Annotated in this window: 13 protein-coding genes and 1 pseudogene; 8 read left to right on the top strand and 6 right to left on the bottom strand. The window is 58.8% G+C overall.

Features of this window, described 5'->3' with window-relative positions:
* Positions 1-4: 4 nt before the first annotated feature.
* The 3 genes from DW661_RS03960 to DW661_RS03950 form a co-directional block, all read right to left on the bottom strand.
* The gene (locus DW661_RS03960; protein ID WP_118934736.1) at positions 5-1,015 is read right to left on the bottom strand and encodes an FhaA domain-containing protein; all 1,011 of its coding nucleotides are present in this window, start codon (positions 1,013-1,015) and stop codon (positions 5-7) included.
* Positions 1,012-2,865, bottom strand: a complete 1,854-nt coding sequence (locus DW661_RS03955; RefSeq protein WP_118934734.1) for a serine/threonine-protein kinase — start codon at positions 2,863-2,865, stop codon at positions 1,012-1,014. The genes DW661_RS03960 and DW661_RS03955 overlap by 4 nt, the downstream gene beginning before the upstream one ends.
* Before the next feature lie 153 nt (positions 2,866-3,018).
* Entirely contained in the window at positions 3,019-3,735 is a 717-nt protein-coding gene (locus DW661_RS03950; RefSeq protein WP_118934731.1) for a hypothetical protein, read from the bottom strand.
* Positions 3,736-3,851: 116 nt separating this feature from the next.
* Between DW661_RS03950 and dnaX the strand changes: the two genes are divergently transcribed.
* The gene (gene dnaX, locus DW661_RS03945) at positions 3,852-6,332 is read left to right on the top strand and encodes a DNA polymerase III subunit gamma/tau (RefSeq protein WP_158551940.1); all 2,481 of its coding nucleotides are present in this window, start codon (positions 3,852-3,854) and stop codon (positions 6,330-6,332) included.
* Positions 6,333-6,353: 21 nt separating this feature from the next.
* Here dnaX and DW661_RS03940 read toward each other — a convergent pair whose 3' ends face one another.
* Complete coding sequence (locus DW661_RS03940) at positions 6,354-6,827, bottom strand: hypothetical protein (RefSeq protein ID WP_118934729.1); 474 nt, start codon at positions 6,825-6,827, stop codon at positions 6,354-6,356.
* Positions 6,828-7,176: 349 nt separating this feature from the next.
* On the opposite strand from DW661_RS03940, the gene DW661_RS03935 reads away from it, so the two are divergent.
* The 7 genes and pseudogenes from DW661_RS03935 to DW661_RS03905 all read left to right on the top strand — a co-directional run bounded on the left by DW661_RS03935 (position 7,177) and on the right by DW661_RS03905 (position 14,959).
* On the top strand, positions 7,177-7,497 hold the full coding sequence (locus DW661_RS03935) for a YbaB/EbfC family nucleoid-associated protein (protein ID WP_006235174.1): 321 nt from the start codon (positions 7,177-7,179) through the stop codon (positions 7,495-7,497).
* A gap of 13 nt (positions 7,498-7,510) precedes the next feature.
* Positions 7,511-8,107 carry a recombination mediator RecR gene (recR, locus tag DW661_RS03930; RefSeq protein ID WP_089573257.1) on the top strand — a complete coding sequence of 199 codons (597 nt, stop codon included), beginning with the start codon at positions 7,511-7,513 and terminating at the stop codon, positions 8,105-8,107.
* Between the two features lie 245 nt (positions 8,108-8,352).
* Positions 8,353-9,258, top strand: coding sequence for a hypothetical protein (locus DW661_RS03925; protein ID WP_118934726.1), 906 nt, complete (start codon positions 8,353-8,355; stop codon positions 9,256-9,258).
* The gene (locus DW661_RS03920; RefSeq protein WP_118934724.1) at positions 9,255-11,099 is read left to right on the top strand and encodes a hypothetical protein; all 1,845 of its coding nucleotides are present in this window, start codon (positions 9,255-9,257) and stop codon (positions 11,097-11,099) included. Before DW661_RS03925 ends, DW661_RS03920 begins: the two co-directional genes overlap by 4 nt.
* A gap of 3 nt (positions 11,100-11,102) precedes the next feature.
* Positions 11,103-12,041 (top strand): FHA domain-containing protein, encoded by a 939-nt coding sequence (locus DW661_RS03915; RefSeq protein ID WP_117862639.1) that lies wholly within the window; start codon positions 11,103-11,105, stop codon positions 12,039-12,041.
* Positions 12,042-12,368: 327 nt separating this feature from the next.
* Positions 12,369-12,635, top strand: a pseudogene (locus tag DW661_RS10500) (methyltransferase); the annotation flags it as partial.
* Positions 12,636-13,330: 695 nt separating this feature from the next.
* Positions 13,331-14,959, top strand: a complete 1,629-nt coding sequence (locus DW661_RS03905; RefSeq protein WP_117564924.1) for an ABC transporter ATP-binding protein — start codon at positions 13,331-13,333, stop codon at positions 14,957-14,959.
* Between the two features lie 886 nt (positions 14,960-15,845).
* On the opposite strand, the gene DW661_RS10100 is transcribed toward DW661_RS03905, so the two are convergent.
* Positions 15,846-16,025, bottom strand: coding sequence for a hypothetical protein (locus DW661_RS10100; protein WP_147356419.1), 180 nt, complete (start codon positions 16,023-16,025; stop codon positions 15,846-15,848).
* A 169-nt stretch (positions 16,026-16,194) separates the two neighbouring features.
* Entirely contained in the window at positions 16,195-17,571 is a 1,377-nt protein-coding gene (locus DW661_RS03895) for a radical SAM/SPASM domain-containing protein (RefSeq protein WP_118934721.1), read from the bottom strand.
* Between the last annotated feature and the right edge of the window lie 50 nt (positions 17,572-17,621).

Raw genomic sequence — 17,621 nt, 5'->3', positions numbered from 1 at the left:
GCGACTATCCCCTAAATTCAAAGGTGCTTAGGCCAAACGTCAGCAGGTCGCCGTTGCGCAGCGGGCAGCGCGTGATGCGGCGGTTGTTGACGAGCGTGCCGTTGGTGGAATTGAGGTCCTCGATCGACCAGTCCGAACCGGTAAAGGTGAGCTGGGCGTGACGGCGCGACACGTTGGGGTCGCGCAGGGCGATGTCCGAAACCGAACGCTCGCGACCGATGGTTACCTGCGCGGAAGTGATGCTGTGGCTCTCGCCGCTCACGACGTCGACGAGTTGGGCGAGCGGGCGCTGCGGGGCGCGGGTGCTCGCCATGTTGGAGGCAATACCGGCAGCGGCGCCAAGGCCCACGGCGGCGCCGGTCGCGGCGGCTCCGCCCATACCGGCGAGGGCGTCACGAGAGACGGTCTGCGGCACGGGGATGGGCGCGGCGGCGGGGTCGGGGACGTTGGGCGCAAAGGGATCGGCCACGGCGAGCGGGTCGGGAGCGGCGGCACGGGGCGTCGGCTGCTGGGGCATGGCGGCGGGGTGCTGTTGCTGCGGAGCGGCGAATTGCTGCTTGCCGGCACGGGGAGCGCTGGCGGCGCGGCTTGCGGCCGAGTTGTTCTGCCCCAGGCCATTCTGGTAGGCGCGCTCTTCCTCGTACAGACGACCGAGCGTGGGGGCGTCGACGTTCTCGGCAAAGACCGAGAACTTACCGGCACGCAGCTGCGGGTCGATCATAAAGCGAACGAGGGGTTCGCCGACAAACACATAGCGGCGTTTTTCGGCCTGTGCCTTCACAAACTCGCGGACTTCGCGCGAAAGCTCGGGGTAGAACGGGGCGAGCATGGGATCGTCGTCGGCGGCGATCAGGATGGTATAGAGTGCCGGCGCGGTGTTGACGCCGTTGATCACCAGAGTCTGATCCTCCATGTCGCGAGCGGCCTGCTTGGCAAGCTTCTTAAAGGAGAACGGGGCACGGGTGGCACCGAAGATGCCGGCCACGTGGTCCTCGAAGATGTTCAGGAAGTTCACGAAAGATCACTCTCCGTATAGGTTCTTTGGTATCCGAGCAAATATAGGCATATCCCAACGATTATAGAGGATAGGGTTCCCGCAACCGCCGCCTTGACGACGACCGCGGCCGCAAGGCTGGCAATTTCCATATGGTGTGCAAGACAGAGCGACACCGCGGAGCCTATTCCGCAGCCGGCGATGGCGGCGATTGCAGTCAGGTTCGAGCCCTGCTCGGCACGCTTGGCATGGGCGTTGAGCAGCAGAGATGTCAGTGCGGCTGTCGCCGCGACGAGCACAACGGCAGCCCAGAAGAGCATGTCTCCCAGCGCCGCGGCAACATTGCCGAGCCCCAGCACGCCTCCGGCGGAAAGCGCAACCGTAGCCAGGCGGCCAAAAAGCGCGCCCATCCCCGTGGCTGCCGCGGCGCTTGCCGGGCCGAGCCAAAAGGCCGCGATGCCGGCGGCAACCCCGGCGGCAAGGAGGGCGTCGCCCGTTAGACAGCCAAGTGCCACCGCGCAGGTGAGCGCGGCGCTCGCGGCGGCCTCGGTGCGGCCCCAGGCGATCCACCATCCGGACATGGTGGCGGCAAAGAGCACCGCGACGGGCAGCATCGACAGGATGCCCTGCGCCTGCATGGTGGCGTTGGCCATAAGTACCAAAAAACCCACGGCCGAGATAGCCGAGCCAATCTGCGGGGCCAGGCCGGCGGCCGCCCCAATCGCGATGGCCGCGGCAATAAGTCCGGGAAGCGCCGCGACGCCAGCCGTCTGCATGAGCAAAAAGCTGAAGGCTCCGCATGAGAGCGCCGAGATGGCGCGCATGGTGTAATCGCGTGCGCAGCTCCAGCGCGTGCCCGCCCAACCGAGTGCGGGGTCGACTTCGATGGTGTCGTCCTCGTAGGTCGATGGCTCGATACCGTCTGCCGCGCGCTCGTCATCCGACAGCTCGCCCACCATCTGCTCCAGGCTGCGACGGCCCTCGCGCACGCTGCCCAAGCCGGCGAGCAGCTGGTCACAAAATGCCTCGATGCTGTTGGGGCGGTCTTGCGGCATGGGGGAGAGGGCGCTCATGAGCGCGGCCTCGGCTCCCGGGGGAAAGTGTGGTATCAGCTCGCTGGGATAGGTTGCGCCGCCGATGATGCGGTCGAGCGAGTCGGCGGGCGTGGCCGCCATAAAGGGAGCGCTGCCGCACAGGCCCTCATAGATAACGCAGGCAAGGGCAAAGACATCGGCGCGCTCGTCGACCGTGCCGGTCTCGATATCGAGCTGCTCGGGCGGCATGTAGCCGATGGTGCCGCCGCGCGAGCCGCCAAAGCCGCCGGCAGAAGACAGCCGCGCCATGCCAAAGTCGGTGAGCTTTACATTGCCCGAGTGGTCGATGAGCACGTTGGCGGGCTTAATGTCTAGGTGGAGCACGCCATTGCTATGGGCGAAGGTGAGCGCCTGCCCCAGCGCGTCGGCAATTGCCGCGGCCTCGTCAAAGGTGAGCGAATGGCCGTCAACTCGATGCAAAAACTCGGCGAGCGACATGCCATCGACATATTCCATGACCAGGTAGGCATAGGCGGTGTCGTGCGTAAAGTCGATGACCTGCACGATATTGGGATGTTGGAGCATGGCCGCGGTATGCGCCTCGCGCAGCACGTCCATGATATCGCTGGCGGGCATGCCGGCGCCGTCTGTGAGGGGGATGCGCTTAATGGCCACGCGGCGGCGCAGGTGCGTGTCGCGACAGATCTCGATGGAGCCAAAACCGCCGGTCGCAAGCGTCTCGAGCGGCTGGTACCGCTTGAGCAGCTCGCGAGAGCTGGTGCCCTCCAAGGGAACGTCCGGCGAGAACCGGGCGGTATGTTGCGAGAAAAGCGGCATGGCCAACCCTCGTGCGTTTAAAGTTCGTTTGCGAGCGGCGGGCGCGGGGCGTGGCCCGTCCCTGCGTTCGCGGTGGCATAGATGCTGCTAGTGTAGCACGCTCGGGTGCATGGGGAGGATGGCGGGATGCGAGGCTGTCCGTCTGGCTTGGCCTTAGCGCTTCTTCTTGTTCTTCTTCTGCTTGCGCTGCTTGCCCTTGGTCTCCTGGGGCTTGTCGCCCTGTTTTGCTTCGGCAGCGGCCTTTTCTGCCTTCATCTTCTTGCGTTTGGTCTCGATGCGGAGTTTTTTGTTGATGCGCGCCTTAAGGAAGGGACCGAACTGCTCGGCATCGCCGCGGACAAAGGTGTCCTTAGGGATCGTCACGCCCTGGTCGGCGAACATGGCCACAAAGATGCGCTCGCCGTCGAGCACGTGGTCGAGCTTTTCAAACGGGAAGAACTGCGACTTGCCGCTCGTGCCCCAAACCATCAGGCCGTCCTCGTTGGCGGCGACGCGGCGATAGCGGCCACCCATGGACTCGTCGGCCTCAACGGCGTCGATAAAGTCGCGGGCGAGGGTGTGGTGCAGGTTTTTGCTCCACCAGGCCAAAAAGGCGCCGAATACGATCAAGACGACGCCAAACTTGATCCAGTTGCCGCCGGCCACCAGCATGCCGATGCCGATGAGCGCGGCAATTGCCGCGGCGACATACAGCGAGCCGCGACGCCTGGGCGAGGCGACCAGGCGGGCGAAGTCGGTGACGAGGTCGTTTTCGTATTGGTACTCGTTGAGGTACAGGATGCCGTCGTCGGCTGCGGCCTGCTCCTCGAGCGCGACCTCGACCTGGTCGGCTGCTTCGGAGGGAACGAGGTTGCTCTCTGCGTCTGCCATGCTCTTTGGACTCCTATCGCGGCGGGCTCGCCGTACGGGTTATTATGGAATGCAGTATGCCGTGCGACCGCATGGCCGCCGCGGCAACAAGACTCAGTATACCCGGGGGAGCACCCATGGAATCGTTGTACCGAAAGTATCGCCCGCTCACCTTTGACTCCGTGGTGGGCCAGCAGCATATCGTCTCGACGCTCGAGCACGCCATCACCGAGGGGCGCCTGTCCCACGCCTACCTGTTCTGCGGACCGCGCGGCACGGGCAAGACCACCATGGCGCGCATTCTGGCCAAGGCGCTGCTGTGCCGCAATGCCGAGGCGGCGCGCGCCGAGGGTGCAAGCGGCTGCATGCCCGACGGTACTTGCGAGGAGTGCGAGCTCATTGCCGAGGGTAACCACCCCGATGTCTACGAGCTCGATGCCGCCTCCCGCACGGGCGTGGACAATGTGCGCGAGGAAATCATCAACTCCGTCAACTTTGCCCCGGTGCGCGGCAAGTACAAGATCTATATCATCGACGAGGTCCACATGCTCACGACGGCGGCGTTCAACGCGCTGCTCAAGACGCTCGAGGAGCCGCCGGCACACGTGATCTTTGTGCTGTGCACCACCGACCCGCAAAAGATTCTGGAGACCATCCTCTCGCGCTGCCAGCGTTTCGATTTCCATCGCATCGGCAACGAGGATATCGAGCGTCGCCTGGCATACGTGTGCGAGCAGGAGGGCTTCGATTACGACGATGAGGCGCTGGCTATCGTGGCGCGCCATGCCAAGGGCGGTATGCGCGACGCGCTGTCCACGCTGGAGCAGCTGAGCGTCTTTGGCAACGGTTCTGTGCATGCGGACGACGCCCGCTCGCTTTTAGGCGAGGTTTCGGACCAGATTCTGGGCGAGTTTTCCCGCGCCATTGCCGATCGCGATGTTGCCGAGCTCTATGGACTGATCCGTGCGCAGGTCGAGGAAGGAAACGACCTGCTGGAGCTGACGCGCGACCTGGTGGCGCATGTGCGTGACGTGTACGTTGCCTGCGTTGCCGGTGCCCGTGCCGAGCTGTTTGAGGGCGGCTCCGAGCAGGCCGAGGCGCTTGCTGCCGAGGCCGCTGCCTTTGGCGAGCATCCTGCCGACCGCCTGGCCCGTGTGCTGACGGTGCTCGACGATGCCGCACTGGAGATGAGGGGCGCGAGCGACGTGCGCCTGGTGCTCGAGATCGCCTGCACGCGCCTGGCACGTCCCGAGGCCGATTTAACGATTGAGGCATTGGCCGAGCGCGTGGCCCGCTTGGAGGCCATGGTTGCCAACGGCGCCGTGCCGGCGAGCGTGGCTGCTGCTCAGGCCGCCGCGCCTGCAGCATCCGTACCCGCTGCTGCCCAACAGCCGACGCTAATTTCGGGCGCTCGTGCTGCCGCTCCGGCGGCATCCGCTGCCCCCGCTGCTACGTCCGCGCGCCAGGGCGGTATGCCTTGGGACCGTGGTGCTGCTGTTCCGGCTGCCCAGCCTGCGTCCCGTTCTGCGTCCGTGTCAGCTTCCAAGCCTGCAGCGCCTGCACCTCAGCCTGCGCCGACTCCGACGCCTCAGCCCGTTGCGGCTCCCGCGCCTGCCACCGCTCCGGCACCTAAGCCCCAGTCCAACAATGCCGCCCAGGTTGCCGCCGCCGGTACTGCCGAGACGCCCGCGGTCGAGGATGCCGGAGAGCTGCAGCGCAAATGGGCCGAGGTTGTCGAGCGTGTCAAGGCGCGTCAGGCTTCCTACGCGGGGCTTTTGCTCAATGCCCGCGCCACGGCTGACGACGGCTCCAGGCTCACGGTCTCGTTCCCCGCGGGCTCGACCTTTGCCATCAAGATGCTTGGACGCGCCGACACGCAGTCGGTGGTCCTGCCGACAGTCAGTGCGGTCTTCGGTCGTCGTACCGTCGACTATGTCCTGGATGGGGGTGGCACGCCGGCTCCTCAACATGAGGAGCATTCTCCATCTGCACGGGCTGCGGTATCTGCGGACCCGCAACCCGTGTCCTCGGCGGCCCCTGCATCCTCGAGCGCCAGCGCGACGCAGCCAAAAGCAGCACCGATAGCGGCGCCGACCCCGTCGGCGCCTAAGCCCGTCATGGCCAAACCGGCTGCTCCGACACCCGCGCCCAAGCCTGCCTCGCCCGCGCCCAAGTCGTCTGACCTGGGCAAAGCCCCCTGGCTGCGCTCCGACAACCCCGCCGGCGCTCCTGCCACGGGCAAGCTCCCGACCGAGCCCGCGCCCCGAGCGCCCGAGCGCGCGTCCGCTCCCAAGGCTCAGCCCGCCGCGCCGTCTGCGCCATGGGAATCCGAGCAGGTTCCCTACGACGATGCCATGGTTGGCGGTTTTGTTGCCGATGCTGGTGGGGACGATCTGCCTCCGTTCGACGTGCCGGGTGCGGCGTCCGCGCCCAAGTCCGCTGCAACTGCCCCCAAAGAGGAGGACGCTCCTGCAGCTCCCTGGGAGTCCAACTCCGGTGCGGGCGGCCCCTTCGGCCATCAGGGTGCAGCCCCGAGCATCCCGCAGACCGAGGACGAGGCCAAAGCCCTCATCCGCAGCGTCTTCGGCCAGTCCACCATCTTCAAGCCGGTGGAGTAGCTGCGCAGGCGGGTATACTGCTCAAGAAGAGAGCCCCTTGCCCGGGCGCATCTGTATTTCGGACATGTGCAACGTGGTGCCGCGTATATCGCATTCGAGCAGACAGGCGCGTGACGGTCGGCCTAGGATGCTGAGGTCGATACGATACGTCGCATGGCTGTCCGTGTACTCGACTTGCTCGGCGTTGACGGTTGCTCCGATTGTAAATAAAGAGCCCAGTTCGGCATCGACAATCTTGGAGTCCTTTATCTTGACCTTGAACTCTTGGTAGAGGGACGGGCTGTTGTAGTAAATGGTTCGGGTTCCGTCGGTGCATTCATCGGTCGTCTCCCATTTGACGACGGGCTGGTCCGAGCTGGCTATCAGCAGTTCTGCTCCAAAAGCTATGGCATGGGTGATGATAACCAGTAATACCCAGACGACAAAGAGATAGAGAACCACATATGCAACGGGGTGTTTTGAGCGGATGTTTTGGAGTACGGCTGGGACATTCACGAGGGCACCTCCAAATCGTCATCTATGACAATCAAATTATACCCAGCCGCCATGCGTGCCGCCTCGAGCAGCGGCTCGGCATTTTGCCATGTAGCCTTGTAGCCCTACGCATAAACTGCCTGGTTCCAGCTCTGCTAGATGTAGCTTGAGATAATTATGCAACCTTGCATAATTCGACCTTGCATAATCTTGGGCGTGCGTCACGCTCAAGGACATGTATATCGACTGAGGTAGCGTGTCCGCCCCGCTCTCTGGCTTCGCGCCGTGGTACGATTTTTGAGTTTGAAAGTCCCGCCGTGCTCCGGCTGTCCTTGCAGCTCGGCGCGCGGCCGCACGTAAAGGAGCCATCATGGCCGGTATGAACATGCAGCAGATGATGAAGCAGGCCCGCAAGATGCAGGAGCAGCTTGCCGCCGCGCAGGAGAACCTCAAGTCCCAGACCGTCGACGCCTCTGCCGGCGGCGGTATGGTCAAGGTGACCGTTAACGGCGAGATGGAGCTCGTCAACCTTACCATCGACCCCGATGCCCTCGATCCCGAGGACGTCGATATGCTGCAGGACATGATCATGGCTGCCGTCAACGAGGCCGTCCGCGGCGTCAACGAGCTCGCCAACAAGCAGATGGGCGCCATCACCGGCGGCCTCAACATCCCGGGCATGCCGTTCTAAGACACGCATATATATGAGTGCGAATCACAGTCTGCAAAAACTGCTCGATGAGCTGGGCCGCCTGCCGGGCATTGGTCCCAAGTCAGCTCAGCGCATCGCCTATTACCTGTTGGAGGCTGACGCCGAGGAGGCGCGCCGCCTGGCCGAGGCCATCCTGGAGGTTAAGCAGGAGGTTCACTTTTGCAGCCGCTGCTTTAACTACGCCACGGCCGACGAGTGCTCCATCTGCCAGGATTCGATGCGCGACACCACTCGCATTTGCGTGGTGGGCGAGCCGCGCGACGTCCAGGCGATCGAGCGCACGGGCAGCTACCACGGTCTCTACCACGTATTGGGCGGCGTGATCAGCCCCATGGACAAGATTGGCCCCGAGCAGCTGCACATTCGCGAGCTGCTGGCACGCTTGGGTCACGAGGACATCCACGAGGTCATCATCGCCACCAACCCCAATATTGAGGGCGAGACCACGGCGAGCTACCTGGCCCGCACTATCAAGCCGCTGGGCGTCGAGGTGTCGCGTCTGGCGAGCGGTCTGCCCGTGGGCGGCGACCTGGAGTATGCCGACGAGCTTACGCTCGGGCGCGCCATCGAGGCCCGTCGCACGATTTAGGTGGCGAGCCTGCTCCTGCCGTATGTTTTCCTCGCGACGCACGGGGTAGTCATAATTTCCCCGTGCGACTGTAAGTTTGTTGTGCAACAAAGATGCTTTGTATCCGCTTATCGCATGGATGCTTCCACTCGCATCCTTAATTTGCCCATTCGTTGCGCAACCTTTTGGGTTCGCTGATACACTCAAATATGGATTCGAATGAATGCGCCGCTCCCGAGCGGCGTGTTTTTGTTGGAGGAGAACGCATGCGGCCCGGTGGCACTCAGACAAAGCGCGGCGCCGCGGTGCGCATGCGACGCCGACTGGGCTTGGCGCCGCGGGCGTACGCACTGCTGTCTTGCTCGCTGGTGCTGGTCATAGCTGGCGTTTCTGCCTATGGCATGACCGTGCCGTCCATGATGCAGGCACATGCCGCACGCGAACCGCACGTGGGGCATGAGGTCAAAAGTGATCTGGGCACCACGACTGGATATGCTTGGGCAAGTGTGGTCGCGCATATTGTGTTTGGCGCCGACGACGCGGACGGCGCCGAGGCCCCGGACAATGAAGTCACGCTTGCCAATGGCAAAACCATCGTGCTCACCAACACCAAGATCATCGATCGGTTGTCCAACAATAGCGTGGCGGCAACGGTGAATAAGGTCGAGCGGCAGAAGGAGCAGGACGCCCAGCAGTCCGGAAAGCCCGGTAGCTCGGATACTTCTGGCTCCGGCTCGGATTCGTCGAGTTCGGGCGGCGGCTCTGGGCCGGGTTCCTCTGCCGGAGGGTCTGGAAACGGCGGCTCGACGGGCGGCAACGCTGACAACGATGCAAACTCCGGTGGCCTTTCCGCTGCTGAGGAAGAGAGCATTCACAGTTGGCTTGTGACCAAGTACAACATGCTCGACGGCTATGTTTCTCGTGCCAATGACGTGGTCTCGACCTATAACTCTACGGGAGATCCCAGGCCGTGCGACAGCCTGGTCGGGGAGATGTTTGTCATTCGAGCCGAGTTCGGTCGTCAGACATTCTCGCCCCGGTCAAAGTGGTATCAGCAGTATGCCAATCTGTGGGGCTGTTACACCAACCTATGTCAATGGGTCGGCCATTACGGCGATGATGACGTCGCGCTCGGTAACTTCAACAATAACGTGGCGGCGCTTGCCCTATGATGACCGATCTTGCATCCACCACACCGCAATCGCTCGGTCGCGATCCCATGGTCGGCCTGCGCCTGGCGCGTGTCGACGGGTTTGAGCCGGCCATTGCGCTCGGTCAGGACGAACTGCCTGCCTATCTGCGTCGTTTTACGATGCTGTTTGCCGACGATGCCACCATGCGCCGTGGCGGTATCGGCCGCGTGACGCGTGCCGTCAACGCCCAAGGCGAGGCCGTAGCACTCAAACAGCTCATCTTGCCGACGCGCGATGAGTTTGACGACGATGCCGCCCATGAGGCGCTGGTCGCCAAGTTCAAAGCGGCGTTTCGCGAGGAATATGAATGCCATCGTGCCCTTTCGGGCCTTAAGGGCTTTCCCCGCCTCTATGGCTGGGGCGAGGTTGACGGTGTGCCTGCAATTGTCATGGAATGGGTCGAGGGCGAGACGCTCGCCCGCTTGCGCTCGCGCTTTGCCGTGGACGATGCCGGCCGCCTGTCGCCGCTTGTGGCGGCGCGCTTGGGGCGCGACCTGTTCGACCTGCTCTGCCGCATGAGCCTGGTGGGGGAGGGCTTTGTCCATCGCGATATCTCGCCCGCTAATATTATGGTGCGTACGGCGCGTCTACCGCTTGACCGGCAGCTTGCCGAGGGCACCTTTGACCTGTGCCTGATCGACTTTGGCTCGTCGCTGGCGCTCGAGCCTGCGTCGGCCGTGGCCGGTACCGGCGGCAAGGCGTCGTTTACGGAGCGCTATGCCACGCTGCGTCGCGCGACGGTGGCCTACGCTCCGCCCGAGATGCTCACCGACGATATTCCCGACCTGCGCGCTTTGCGTATGTCGCCGGCGATCGACGTCTATGCCGCAGCAAGCACGGTTTACGAGCTCATTGCCGGCGCCGCGCCATACGAAGCCGCGCCGAGCACTTCGGGCACCTCGGGTTCGCGCAAAAAGACGCGCGACATCGCGAGCCCCTACCGTCTCAAGATGGACACGCTGCCCGACTATCCCATTGGTGCCCATGCACCCGGTTGCGATTTGACTCAGCTGCTTCGTCGTGAGCCCGATGTGGCGCTCGCCGCGGCCGAGCAGGCCCAGCAGCTGGGGCTTGAGCCGGATTCCGAGGAGCTACGCGATGCGCTGGCGTTTGTCGATGCCCAGCTGTTCGACGTGGTGATGGCCTGTCTGTCCAGCCATCAAAAAGATCGTCCCGAGCCGGCGGCGGTCGAGGCGGCGCTCTCGGCGTTTTGTGAACACTATGCGCAAAATGTCGGTCGTTCGCTCCGCGGCGAGCCGCTCACGCCGTGCCCCATGGATGCGTCTGGCCGCGCGGTTCGTCGCGCGCTGATGGTCGGCGCGACGGTCGTCTGTGGCGTGGTTTGGGCTGTGGTCGTGGTTTCGGCCGCGCTGCTGGCGTCGGGCGCTCGCGTGACGGCGACTTTGGGACCGCTCATGTGGTCTGGGTCGCTACCGGGTATTATTGCCGCACTGGCGTTGGCGCTGCCGGGCATAGCCGGCGTTGCCGCGGGGGCACTTGCGCGCAATCGGCGCTCGGGGTTCCTGCAGGGTGTGCTTGCGCTTTCTGCCTGCGAGGTTCCAGTACTGGTTGTGGCTGCATGTAGCGTATTTTCCCAACGCGCCGTGATGGGCGGCCTTGTTGCCGCTCTGGTTGCAACCTATACGCTTACGTGGTTTTTGCTTGCGATGGGCTTTGCCTTTGAACTTCCCGTTTCGGCACCGCGACGCACAAAAGCCCAGATGGCGACTCCGCTTGCCGGTGGAGCCGCAGCTGCCCGTACTTTTGGCGGACCTGTCGAAGTATCGTCCGATTCTATTTCTACGACCAAGGAGGCCTAGGTCATGGCATCTCAAGTTAAGCTCACCCCATGCGGGGCCATGTTTGACATCTTTAAGCGCGCGGCGCATCTGAGCCATATCGAGCTGTGCGGCCTGGTGCTTTCGTCCCGTCCGCTCGCCGACGGCCGCAGCCCGCAGAGCCGAGCCGCCGATCGCTCTTGGGTTTCCCGCTTTATCGTTCGCGCGCCGGTCGGCACGCTTCAGCAGCGCTACTTTGCCGAATACGGTACCTCGGCTGCGCGTATTATGTCGCAACTGGCCCTGCGCCAGCGCAATCCCATGGACTCCACGGCTGTGATCAATATGGTGTGCGGTCCTGCAGGTGAACCGATGGTACGCGCGCTCGAAGAGTGCCATCAGGACACGAATCTCTATCGCAACGCGCTCGATCGCCTGTCCCAGGCGGCGGAACTCATGCCCGCCGAGCGCGCCGAGGCCGTGCTGGTGCTGTTTGTCGCCGTCGGTTGTTCGGCGGATGTGCGGTCCTCGGTGAACTATGCCATCGACTACGCGCACGCGACCTGTGGCGGAGGCACCTCCACGCCGCGTTCGCTTGGCATGTCGATGACCGCGGGCGAACGCGAACCCGCTCCGGCGCACCCCTTGGGCTTGCTGCGCGTACAAAACAGTTTTGTCGTGAGCGCCCCGCGCTGGATTCAGCCGAGTGAGCAGGGTGTTGAGATTGGTGCGCTGGCCACTGGTGAGGGCGATATTACCGACGTCGGCGACGATGTCTCGGCCCGCCATGCCCATATCTGGTGCGATGCTCAAAATATCTGGCACGTCGAGGACTTGTCGTCCACCAACGGAACCGTGGTGGTAAACGGGGCCACGCGCGTCTGCATTCAGGTCGAGCCCGGCCGTTCCGCCCAACTCAATCCCGGCGACGAGCTCAAGCTCGGCGAATCCACTACCTACGCCATCCTCTTCGGTGCCCTCTAGCCGGCAGATAGGGACGTTTCTTTTCTGCCGGCACTTGGGGACACTCCTCGGCGCGCCAGAGCCAGTCGCCCGGGGATGGAGGGGCCATTTTGGCCCTTGGCGGTCAGTCGGGGCGAAACTAGAAGATCTTTCCGATTCGCGGCTGTTCATGCTTGTAGAGCATCTAAAACAATAGGATGTTATTCTGGAATATGCCGGGTGCGTGAACTTGCCTGTCTTAGCCTTAATAAGGTATAGGGGAGTTTGGCTCAGGGGTTCCGTCTTGTTCTTCAGCGCAGTATTGTGGGACAGATTTGCTGAGATTGGCGCCTTACACCGCAGAGCGCACGGAAGGCTCTCGATTTGTGTTCTGGCCCCAGAATACAGGGCCTGATACTTACCAACTGTGGCATGGATGTAACATCTGTAGAAATCAACCCTTTTGTTGTCGACCTTTGTAAGAAAAACACTGCCATCAACTCTTTGGATGACGAAACTAGGGTGCTTGAGGGGAGCCTTTACTCCCCTCTGAGAGATGACTCATGTTTTTCGCTTGTCGTTGTGAATCCTCCGTTACTGCCGATTCCGGATGAGATTCCTTATCCCTTCGTTTGAGATGGAGGACAATCGGGTCTGGATAAAACACTTCGTATTCTTAAGGGTGGCGATACGCATTTAGAGAAAAACGGTAAATACTGCTAATAGGGGTGACGACGATGGTGCAGGGGCGACCCGCGATGCTCTCATCAATACGTCGGATACTTGGGAAATCAGGTCTAGATGCATGTATGATGATGCTGTGTGGCTATTCAATTAATCCGCGTTCCGAATGGGTGCAGGGTATAGCTGCGACATCGTATGCTTTTGACCCGGCGCGATACTCAGATATTTCTGAGGCGGTTGACGAAGTTTATACGCACTATGCCGCGCAAGGCGTTTCGGAAGTTTGCACATCTACGTTACGGGCTTAGGTTTCTTCAAGCGAGCAGGCCGGTTGCGTTATTTCGAGCGATTTTTCTAGTCTAGACGACAAAAGGCAAAGGATTTGATGGGTATAAAACGCGGACGTTTGTGGGCGGATGCTCAAATCTATTGTGGCAATCGGGCGGTTGAAAAAGATATTTCAACCGCCCGATTGCCAGGTTCGTCGGAGGAGATGTCCGATTCCGACTCTCTTGTAGGAAGAGCTTGAGATCGTATTGGCCCAAGGCAATCTTAAAGCAGTCTCATTGGCAAATCTTCGCTCCTGTTGTGTTGAGGTGTAAGGTATCAGTGATTGATGTTTTGTGGCGGGTAGATTGGGGCCTTCCTTGATTCGATGCGTTCTCTCGAGGTTCATCAGAGCAAAAGGGGCTTTCGTCTTCATTGCTATCACGGTGATTGGAACCGCTCTCTCCTATGCCATGCCATACGTGAACGGGAAATTCTTAGATTTTCTTCTCGGTAACCGCAGCGAAAGAGACGCCGTACTCTTCGCGCTCCTGGTTGCGTCAATAGGAGTTTTCTCCACCCTCTTTACTTATTTTGCAGGAACACTTTCCATTCGCATAACCACGAGACTTTCCTTTGATCTTCTCAGGGAGGCCGTCTTGCGTTTTGAAAGAGACGATTACTTGGTGAGTCGGACCATCGATCCAGCCTATACAACGCAACGGATTATTTCCGACTCCAGCGTGGTCTCATCCTTCGTTTTGGCGAATTTTATCAGTGCGCCGCTGTCCATTGTAGCCATTCCCATCGTATTGCTTATCATATGGTCAATTGATTCAACTCTCGCGGTGTTTTCCATCATTCTCCTCATCGTGTATTTCTGTGTAATTACTGGGTTGAGGAAACTTTTGTATAGGGTCACGTATGAGAAGAAAGAGGCGGACAGCGCCTTTTACGCCGCAATTGCATCGCAGCTTAATCAGATTCTCAACATTCAACTGACATCTTCGTACGGCAAGAGCGAACAAGCGCTCGACGCTGGGTTTAAGAGCTATTTTCCCAAAGTTTTGCGCTCCGGAAAGCTATCATATTCTCTGACATCGCTCGATGGTCTTTTCGCAGCGTTGTTTCAAGCGGTGATACTTGTTGTTTCCGGAGTACGAATCATTAACGGAACTATGTCAATAGGCGAGTACACTATCATCGGTACATACTTCGCGGTTCTCTTTAAGACTTTGAAAAGTATGATGTCATTGTTCAAATCCTATCAAGATGCCAAAGCATCATGGGATAGGACGGCTATCGCGACGAGAGAAAAGGAGAGATCGGGGTGGAATCGGACCGATTTAGCTAAACTCGATGAAATAAATGACATTTCGGTATCTGATTTGGAATTCTCGGTTGCCCTTCCAGACGGATCTGTCCGAGAGGTCCTCGGCGGGTTTTCTTTCAAGTTTTCCGGTCCTGGTACATATTGCATAGTTGGGGAAAACGGAAGAGGCAAGACGTCACTTCTTTACTTGATGCTCGGGCTATACTCATCGAAAGGCAAAGTAAAATACAACGGCGTGCCAATCGAAGAATGCGACTTGGATTACATACGTGCGAGAGAGATATCGTGCTGCCCACAGTCGTGCTTCGCGCCGGACGAAACGGTGAAAGAGCTGTTAGAGTATTTCGACACGCCCTTTTCTTCCTATCACCGGGGTGTAGATGGCCTACTTTCGCTGGAAAACAGCGTGAAGGAGTTGCTCGGGAAACGTTGCTCCGCGCTTTCGGGCGGTGAGCTGCGCCGAGTGTACTTATGGTCGGCGATTTCACGCAAGTCGTCAGTTTTGGTACTCGACGAGCCCACGACTGGGTTAGACGCTGTAAGCCGCGCCGAGCTTGCGGCCTATGTTAAGCGCAACAAGCAAAGCCAGCTGATCATCGTTGTCTCTCACGATGACGAGATGGTCGGCGCGGTAGAAGGGGTAGTGGATTTAGGCAGCATGTACCAGGGTAAATGATGACAAGTGTAGTGCTACCCAACTGGCAGAGATAACAAAAAGGCGATGCAGATGCACGTAGCATTCAGGCGGTTCGGACTCGGTGCCTTCACGCCATCGCAACGCTTTCAGATATAGTTCTCGTTCTCTTACTAAAGGAAACTTTAGTCTACGTCATCTTGTCGAGACAGAGGTGAAGCGAAGTGTTGTCGCGACGTATCTTATTCCAGGTGGCTCAGTATCAGCGTGAGAATCGCACCAAAGTGTACTTACGATTCTCGTGTCCCACGGACAACATGAGCTGAGCATTGAGGTTCCACCCTTTGCTGCAACTACACGGGGTTGGACGGCAATGAATATGCCGGGCCGCATACCACGCGCAGCGGGGGTCCATGTCCCAGTATGTTGCCTACAGCAGCCTCGATGTCCACGCACACATCATCTCTGCCTTCGCGTTCAATCCATTTGCCGGAGAGTGCGAGGGTTGCCAGGCCGTAGAATTCGAGCCGAACAAATGAAATGCGGTATCAGCGCATAGGATTAAACTGACGATTGCTTTGCACTGAGAATACGCTTGGAAAGCCGCTATGGGTGGCGGCCCGGGTTAAATAGAGAAGCCCGTCCGATCACTTTCATGTGGCGAACGGTCGGGCTTCTTATTCCACTTGCCAATGCTCGGCTCATATTGGAAGAAAGCTACGCTAATGTTTGCGTGACACTCCTATTTTCTCCGAAGAAAGAGTCGGATAATGAAGAATAGAATTAAAAAAGGTGCCAGATATAACGCAAGTATAAAGGCTAATCCAACGAGACCTTGCAATAATGGCATAACTCCTCCCAGACACGAGATTTTGGTATTTGTTCCCATCTTATTCTGAATTGGACCAAATAGTTCCTAGCCACAAAACTACTCGTCAACTGGATCGCACCAATCTGCTGGCAAAACACAGCTTGATTCTTTATCGACATAGCACCAATCCGCAACAGGGCACTCGGCGATGTCGTAAAAATTGCATATATCAACTCCAAGATAACAAGGCTCAACGGGAGGATGTTCATTTGAACCAACAGGATGAATATGCTTCACGACTACCTCCCTTTGAGTGCAGAAAAACCTCAATATTGTGTATAACAAACCAAGATGTCTGGTTCACCATATTTCTAGAGTGGTTTCGGCGAACGTAGCAATAAGCTTCGCAGACGGTAATCAGAAGAACGAACACCTCCACAATGGTGACAGCAATGCGCTGAACCGCTTATTCCGATACAGTAGCTTCTCGTTGTTTTTTCTCCTGCGAAGATGAGTGGCGGGAAATAAGGTCAAAAGCCATCTCGTAGCACATTTTTCTATATTCACATGATGCAGGGTGTAGACTCTTGGGCAAGTAGCCGTGCTCGCCTGCAGCCTCCCAGCTACAGCCCCCACCACAGAAAGACCGAGCCCAACAGTCCGTACAGTCAATTCTTTTTTCGACACCCTGACTCCAGTTTTCAATATACCTAGTTTCGTCAATTCCGGTGACGATGTTGCCCATTTTGAATCGCATCATCCCGACAAACCTGTGACAGGGGTATACGTCCCCTTCGGGAGTCACGGAAATAAAACGCCTGCCAGCCCCGCATCCGACAAAGGCGATCCTGTTGCTCATAATCAAATCAACTGCAGTTTTCAATGTTCTAAACAAGGGCTTTTCCCCTTGATCAATCTGTTTGAGATATTGATCCGCCAAATCTATTAGGCCCGCCCTGATTTTGTTTAATGAGTGTTCGTCGAGTTTGATATTCTCATCGAATGAGCTCACGGGCGAGAAGTAAATCCTTCTGAAGCCCATCTCTTTAAACTGAAGATAGTCTTCAACAAGGTTACAGTTATTATTTGTTAAGGTCGCTCTTGCGCCGAAGGGGAACGACTCGGAAAAACGACGAACGTTTTTGTCGATATCGGAGAAAGAGCCGCCTCCCGTCTTGTACGGGCGCGATGCATCGTGCTTGCATCCTGTACCATCGAGACTAATCAGAACAGAAAACCCGTGCTCCTTGAAAGAATTCACAGCAGTGTCATTCAAAAGCGTTCCGTTGGTCGTAATAGAATAGGTAAAGTTTCTATTGGGGTATATTCTTTTTGAATAGTCGACCGTTTTCCATATCAGCGGCTCGTTAATCATGGGTTCCCCACCAAAAAAGACGATCGCAAGCGTTTCGTTTTCCGATGAACTTGCGACGAGGTAGTCGACCGCCTTGAAGGCTATCTCGTCTGTCATCAGCAGAGGAGACGTTCCATAATCTCCTTTACCGGCAAAACAGTAACTACAACCAAGGTTGCATGCATGTGAAACGTTGAGTTCGATGGATCTAAGTTTTCGAGGCGTGTCTTTTGTTAAGAAAGTCCGCTCAGACAATCGTTGATACTCATCAATGTCGTCTTCAAGTTCTGCTATGGTCGTTTGGTCGTAGCCTTTCGCAGCAAGTGACTTTGTTAGCAACTTCGAGTTGACCGTTCTTCCCGATGCTTCAAATATGCGAAGCGCATCTTCTGATGCTTGGTCAACCTGAAAGCAATTGCGAGTGACCTCATCGAAGCAGTAACGACGATCACTTACTGAGAAAAAAATGCATACGTTCCTCAATTTCATGCTGGACTGGCACTAACCTTGTTTATTGTTGCGCAGCTATAAAAAACCAC

This window comes from Collinsella sp. AM24-1, from assembly GCF_003470325.1.
GTDB lineage: Bacteria > Actinomycetota > Coriobacteriia > Coriobacteriales > Coriobacteriaceae > Collinsella.
Note: the sequence above shows the minus strand (reverse complement) of the source record. Positions and strands in the feature narration are given on the sequence as shown.

What these genes read in the sequence shown, in the direction of transcription:
- DW661_RS03955 (WP_118934734.1), bottom strand. Translation starts at nt 2,865, where the DNA reads ATGCCGCTTTTCTCGCAACATACCGCCCGGTTCTCGCCGGACGTTCCC.
- DW661_RS03950 (WP_118934731.1), bottom strand. Translation starts at nt 3,735, where the DNA reads ATGGCAGACGCAGAGAGCAACCTCGTTCCCTCCGAAGCAGCCGACCAG.
- dnaX (WP_158551940.1), top strand. Translation starts at nt 3,852, where the DNA reads ATGGAATCGTTGTACCGAAAGTATCGCCCGCTCACCTTTGACTCCGTG.
- DW661_RS03935 (WP_006235174.1), top strand. Translation starts at nt 7,177, where the DNA reads ATGGCCGGTATGAACATGCAGCAGATGATGAAGCAGGCCCGCAAGATG.
- recR (WP_089573257.1), top strand. Translation starts at nt 7,511, where the DNA reads ATGAGTGCGAATCACAGTCTGCAAAAACTGCTCGATGAGCTGGGCCGC.
- DW661_RS03925 (WP_118934726.1), top strand. Translation starts at nt 8,353, where the DNA reads ATGCGGCCCGGTGGCACTCAGACAAAGCGCGGCGCCGCGGTGCGCATG.
- DW661_RS03920 (WP_118934724.1), top strand. Translation starts at nt 9,255, where the DNA reads ATGATGACCGATCTTGCATCCACCACACCGCAATCGCTCGGTCGCGAT.
- DW661_RS03915 (WP_117862639.1), top strand. Translation starts at nt 11,103, where the DNA reads ATGGCATCTCAAGTTAAGCTCACCCCATGCGGGGCCATGTTTGACATC.
- DW661_RS03895 (WP_118934721.1), bottom strand. Translation starts at nt 17,571, where the DNA reads ATGAAATTGAGGAACGTATGCATTTTTTTCTCAGTAAGTGATCGTCGT.